Origin of the sequence: Kitasatospora sp. NPDC093558, assembly GCF_040683475.1 — a bacterium.
Classification (GTDB): domain Bacteria; phylum Actinomycetota; class Actinomycetes; order Streptomycetales; family Streptomycetaceae; genus Kitasatospora.
The window spans coordinates 1-3554 of record NZ_JBFBDY010000632.1; the positions used below are offsets into that span (position 1 = coordinate 1).

Below are 3554 nucleotides of genomic sequence, written 5' to 3' on the forward strand. Positions count from 1 at the left end.
GTGCCCGCCCGCGCCGACCGAGTAGCACGAGCCGCCGGGCACCGTGCGCCCGTACCCGCGGAACAACCCGGTGTAGACGTCCCAGTTGGTGGCGCCGCCCTCGACGACGTACGTGCGCGCGCCGAACTTGTCGGTGGCCGCCCCGACGCCGCGCATGGTGCTCAGGTCCAGGATGACGCCGCCGTCGTTGTCGACGAAGCCCTCGTAGCAGTGCCCGCCGCCCCGGACGGTCGGCCGCAGGCCCTGGTCCAGCGCCCAGTTCAGCTCGTCCAGCACGTCCGCGTCGTCGCGCACGAGGCGGATGTAGGCCGGAGTGCTGCCGAAACGCTGATTGAAGCCCTGACTGAGCGTCTGGTAGCGCGCATCACCGGGCAGGACGAATTCCTCACGCATGACCGAACCTCGCTTTCCCCGATTTCGAGAAGCCGGCGTCGGCACGCTAGCACACGCGATTCCAGAAGTGAATCCGTTTACGAATTAGTATGAATTCCACATTCCCGGCCCCAAAAAGCAGCGGCCGGCGGAAGAAATCCGCCGGCCGCCACACACTCAGATCATCACACCGCCGGGAACGGGTCCAGGTCCGGCTTCAGCAGCTGACCGGCCGCCGGCGCCTTCTGGTCCACCAGGTAGCGGGTGACCAGCTCGTTCAGGGCCTTGCTGCGGCCGACCGCGCAGTGCTCGATCGAGTCGACGCTGACCAGCACGGCGTTGCCCAGCTCCTCCTGCATCCGCTGCGCGAACTTGTACTGGGTGGCCGGGTCGTAGAGGTTGCCGATCACCATCACGGTGTTCGCGGTCTTGCGGTCCCACGGGCCGGTGAAGCGCTCGGCGTCCACCGCCGGGGCCGGCCAGCTCGCGCACGCGGGCGCGTCGAAGGCCTGGAAGCGGCCGAAGGTGGGCGACTCCTCCTCCCACTTCCGGGCGGCGTTGGCGAAGGCCCGGTCGTTCGACGGGTACGGCTTGTCCTGGCAGTTGACGGCCAGGTACGAGTCGTCACCGGCGTACTCCGAGTCCGCCGGCGCCTCGCGCAGCGCGTGCGGGACGGCCACCGCCAGCCCGCTCGCGTCGTCCTCGGTGGTCGCCTTCGGCGCGAGCAGCGCGGCCGCGGCCGGCTTCTCGACCGCCTGGTACAGCGCCTGGAGCTGCTTGGCCAGGCCGACCAGCCGGGACTGCGAGTACAGCGCGTTGGCGACCTGGTCGGTGAACGTGCTCAGGGTGACCTTGGTGCCGTTGGCCAGCGTGACCGGGCTGGTACGCAGGTGGTCGCGCAGCCCGTCGAACTTGGCCCGGGTGTCGCCCTCGCCGAACGCGCAGCGGGGGGCGCCCGCGGTCTGGCAGCGCTTCAGGAACTGGTCCAGGGCGATCTCGAAGCCGTCGGCGCGCTGCCGGTCGTACTCCATGCCGTCGCTCAGGCGGAGGTCGGGGTCGACGTTGCCGTCGACGATGACCGCGCGGACCTTGTCCGGGTACATGGCGGCGTATGTGGAGCCGATCAGGGTGCCGTACGAGAAGCCGGCGAAGGTGAGCTGGGAGTCGCCGACGGCGCGGCGCATCCGGTCGAGGTCGCGGACCACGTTGATGGTCGACATGTGCTCGATCAGCGGTCCCGCGTTCTTGCTGCAGGCGTCCGTGTAGTCCTGGTCGGCGTCCAGGGTCTGGTTGATCTCGGCCTTGGTGATCGGCACGCCGACCAGCCGGGCCTGGAGGGCGTCCGAATCCTCCTGGGTCTTGAAGCACTTGAGCGGGTTGCTCCGGGCGACGCCGCGCGGGTCGAAGCCGACCAGGTCGAAGCGGGACTGGACCTCGGCGCCGAACCGGGTGGTGGTGGCCCACAGGTAGCCGCTGCCGCCCGGGCCGCCGGGGTTGAGGAACAGCGAGCCGATCCGCTTGGCCGGATCACCGGCCCGGCGGCGCATCATCGCGATGCCGACCTTCTCGCCGTTCGGGTTGTCGTAGTCCAGCGGCACGGGGTAGACGGCACAGTCGTAGATGCCCGGGTCCGGCTTGGTCGGGTCGGGGTTGCACGGCGTCCAGGCGACGGGATCGACCTTCGCCTCGGCCGCCCCGGGCACCGGGTCGACCGGCGCGGCGGACGCGGCCACGGCGCTGCCGGTGACCAGGGCGAGTGCACAGGTGACCGCTCCGGCCAGCGTGGATATGCGGGACAAGGAACCTCCTCCGGGGATGAAAGGGCGGCCCCAGCCTGTCAGCCCGCGATCTCCGTGTGAAGACCTTGTGGCCCCGCAAATCGACGGCAAATTATTCTGTGAATAACGGGACTTGACGACCGATTTACTCGGCGACCGGCCGCGAGAGGTCGTCCTCGGCGAGCACCTGGTAGACGGCGTTCACGGTGGGCGGACCGACCAGGTCCTTGATCCGCTCGAAGCGGCGCTCCTCGATCGGCCCGACCCGCTCCAGCCACGCCTGGACGTCCTCCGGCCCGTGGTCCCCCTCGATGAGCGCGATCGTGACGATCTCGCGGGGGTCCCCCAGCGCCGCGGCGGTGATCACCCGGGTGCGCGGGTCCCCGGGGACGGTCTCGTCCGGGATCCAGCCCCGGCGGAACTCCTGGTAGTCCACACCCTCGTTGAGCCGACGCACCATCACACTGATCAGCTGCATCCGATCCTCCCTCAACCTTGCAGCGCAAGAAGCCCGTTGCCGCTATATGTTTTCTTGCACCGCAAGAGATGTCCACCCGCCCTCGCCTTCGTCGACGAGCACGGCCTCGCCGCGCTCTGCGCGCGCTCGTGACAGGCTTCGCCGCCGAAATAACCGTGGCCTCCTGAACACCTCACATGCGCAGCGCAGCGGAGACCAGGCCGCGAATCTCGTCCTCCCGCACCTCGCCACCCCCCACGAGCCGGTCGAACACCAGCCCGTCAACGCAGGCCAGGAGGGTCGTCGTACGCTCAACGGGCTCGACGACCCCCTGCCCGACCAGAAACGCCCGCACAAGGGCACGCCCGGCGTTCTCCCGGGGAACGAGGATCTCGCGCAACTCGGGATCGCGGACACTCTCCACGGCACACGCATACCGCGCCAACGACCGGCGCCGCCCCTCACCCGTGAGCCGTCGCCGGATCAACTCCCCAATGGCAGCAACCAGTTCATCCGCCGAATGAAAGGGCGGAGCCTGCTCCCCGAGGAACTGCAACTCCCCCTGGTCCAACTCCACCAGACGACGCACGAGGGCAGTCAGCAACGCCTGCCGCGTCCGAAGGTAAGCCGAAGTCGTACCGACCGGCATCCCAGCAGCCGCATCCACCGCCCGATGCGTCAACCCACGAACACCGGCGTCGGCGAGCACCCCGATCGCCGCATCCGCGAGCACCGTACGCCGATCGCGCGTCTCGCCTTGGTTCTGCCCCATCCCCCCTTTCTACCTGGTCCGGGCACCACCCCCGACACCGCACCAATGCCCCCACCCCACCCGCACCCACGCACCCACCCCCCCCACCCCCTCCCCACCCAGCGAGAGGGAGCGCTGCGGGAGGGGGTGGCGGAGGGGGTGGCCGCGGAGAGGGGCGTGACGGGTGATTTTCAGA

The 3554-nt window shown here is 69.5% G+C and carries 4 protein-coding genes; all 4 read right to left on the reverse strand.

From position 1 onward, the window contains the following. The coding region (locus AB0O00_RS32795; protein ID WP_363658024.1) for an FAD-binding protein at positions 1-393 on the reverse strand (393 nt) is incomplete at its 3' end. A gap of 164 nt (positions 394-557) precedes the next feature. Continuing rightward, positions 558-2171 carry an alpha/beta hydrolase gene (locus AB0O00_RS32800; RefSeq protein WP_363658026.1) on the reverse strand — a complete coding sequence of 538 codons (1614 nt, stop codon included), beginning with the start codon at positions 2169-2171 and terminating at the stop codon, positions 558-560. A 124-nt stretch (positions 2172-2295) separates the two neighbouring features. After that, a complete protein-coding gene (locus tag AB0O00_RS32805) occupies positions 2296-2628 on the reverse strand; it encodes a hypothetical protein (protein WP_363658028.1) in 333 nt (110 codons plus the stop codon). Between the two features lie 172 nt (positions 2629-2800). Beyond that, complete coding sequence (locus tag AB0O00_RS32810; RefSeq protein ID WP_363658030.1) at positions 2801-3379, reverse strand: TetR family transcriptional regulator C-terminal domain-containing protein; 579 nt, start codon at positions 3377-3379, stop codon at positions 2801-2803. Positions 3380-3554: the final 175 nt, after the last annotated feature.

What these genes read in the sequence shown, in the direction of transcription:
- AB0O00_RS32805 (WP_363658028.1), bottom strand. Translation starts at nt 2,628, where the DNA reads ATGCAGCTGATCAGTGTGATGGTGCGTCGGCTCAACGAGGGTGTGGAC.
- AB0O00_RS32810 (WP_363658030.1), bottom strand. Translation starts at nt 3,379, where the DNA reads ATGGGGCAGAACCAAGGCGAGACGCGCGATCGGCGTACGGTGCTCGCG.